Origin of the sequence: Acinetobacter lwoffii, from assembly GCF_024129595.1 — a bacterium.
GTDB lineage: Bacteria > Pseudomonadota > Gammaproteobacteria > Pseudomonadales > Moraxellaceae > Acinetobacter > Acinetobacter lwoffii_O.
On record NZ_JAMXXS010000082.1, the window covers coordinates 1 to 1,750 of the forward strand.

A 1,750-nucleotide genomic window follows, 5' to 3' on the forward strand; every position below is an offset into this window, starting at 1 on the left:
GGTGAAGTGTGTCTAATCAACAGGGTTTTCGGTCTCTAAGTACTTTTTAAAGGGAACATCATCGACTCAAATCTCTATTTGCAACAGTGCCAGATCATTTTAGAGCGGCAAAAGGAAGGAATAAAACTCGCCTCTGCTCAGGGGAAGTACAAAGGTCGGGTGCATAAACTAAAGCCTGACCAAGCTGAAGCTTTACGACAAGCATGGAGGGAAGGGAAGTATCCATCAAAAATGGCATTAGGAAAAGCTTTTGGGATTAGTCGTCAGGCGGTATACCGATATTTACAAGTTAGTGAATAGCTTATTGGGATTGGCAACTAAATTTAGTTTAACTTATAAAAATCATGAAACATTGTTCGAATTTTAAGCGTGGAACATAAATAATCAATAAAAAGCCGCTCTGGTACCCTATGCCCCACAACGGCTTGATCTAATATACTGAAATTTAATGATAAATATCAAGTATTTCGTATAAGGTGTATTATGTTAATTTTAGGAAAACTTATAATCAGAATAATTAACAGCCACTGTTTTATTGGTAGCTATTAATTATTTAAAGGATTGTAATTTTTACCTATGAGTACTTTGATCTTTTGTTTTCCAAAGAGAGTATAGAATTCCTGTAAACAAGATGATGAACGTGATCGAAAGGGAGACTGGCGGTGGAATTTTTGCTATACCTAATCCATCAGCTATAAAAATTTTTGATCCAATAAAGACTAACAATACTGCTAATGCGTACTTCAAATAATGGAAGCGGTCGACCATTGCTGATAGGGCAAAATATAAAGCACGTAATCCCAAAATTGCGAAAATATTTGAAGTATAAACAATAAATGGATCTGTCGTAATCGCAAAAATCGCAGGAACACTATCTATTGCAAAGATCAGATCTACAAATTCAATCATGATCAAGGCTAGAAAAAGTGGTGTCATAAACCAGGTTAATTGGTTAGTTTTTGGATCAATCTTTTTCACCCAGAACTTCTCTGCATGAAGCTGCTCAGTGACACGAAATCTTTTTTTAATAAAGTTCAAAATAGGAGAATTTCCGACTTCATATTCTTTATCAACACTTAGCCACATTTTTATCCCTGTAAAAATAAGAAAGGCTGCAAATATATAAAGAACCCATGAAAATTGGCTAACCAGTGTTGCGCCCACGCCAATCATGATAGCTCTTAGAAAAATTACACCTATAATTCCCCAAAATAAGACTCTATGCTGATAAATTCTTGGTATCGAGAAATATGAAAAAATCATTGCAATGACAAAGATATTATCCATCGCTAATGATTTTTCAATTACAAAACCGGTTACATAGTTAATCCCTGCCGTGGGTCCGAGATACCACCACACCCATGCGCCGAAAAGTAAACCTAATGTAATATAAAATGCTGATAGTGCTAAGCTTTCTTTAACACCAATCTCTCTTACCTTACGATGAAATACTCCAAGATCTAGAATAAGCAGGACAAGTACAATAAGGATAAAGAAAATCCACATCCAAACAGGTTTATCTAAAAAATTCGAAAATAGAACGTCCATAGTTTTCCTCTGCATATACTTGTGCTTATATGAGAAGATATGCTCATTATCAATAATACTTGTCAATATTTATTTACATATAAAGATATATTCAGAATTCATAAATCCCCCATTTAACATAATGGTGATTATACGAAGTACACTTGTATATTAATATAAATATCAATTACTTAAAAAATTTAATCTGATCACAAAATGCACA

At 33.9% G+C, this 1,750-nt stretch carries 1 protein-coding gene and 1 pseudogene; one reads left to right on the forward strand and one right to left on the reverse strand.

The window, feature by feature from the left end:
- Positions 1-90: 90 nt before the first annotated feature.
- Positions 91-300, forward strand: a pseudogene (locus NI466_RS15725) (recombinase family protein); the annotation flags it as partial.
- 270 nt (positions 301-570) lie between these two features.
- Here the strand turns inward: NI466_RS15725 and NI466_RS15730 are convergent.
- Positions 571-1,548 (reverse strand): TerC family protein, encoded by a 978-nt coding sequence (locus NI466_RS15730; protein WP_004761028.1) that lies wholly within the window; start codon positions 1,546-1,548, stop codon positions 571-573.
- Positions 1,549-1,750: the final 202 nt, after the last annotated feature.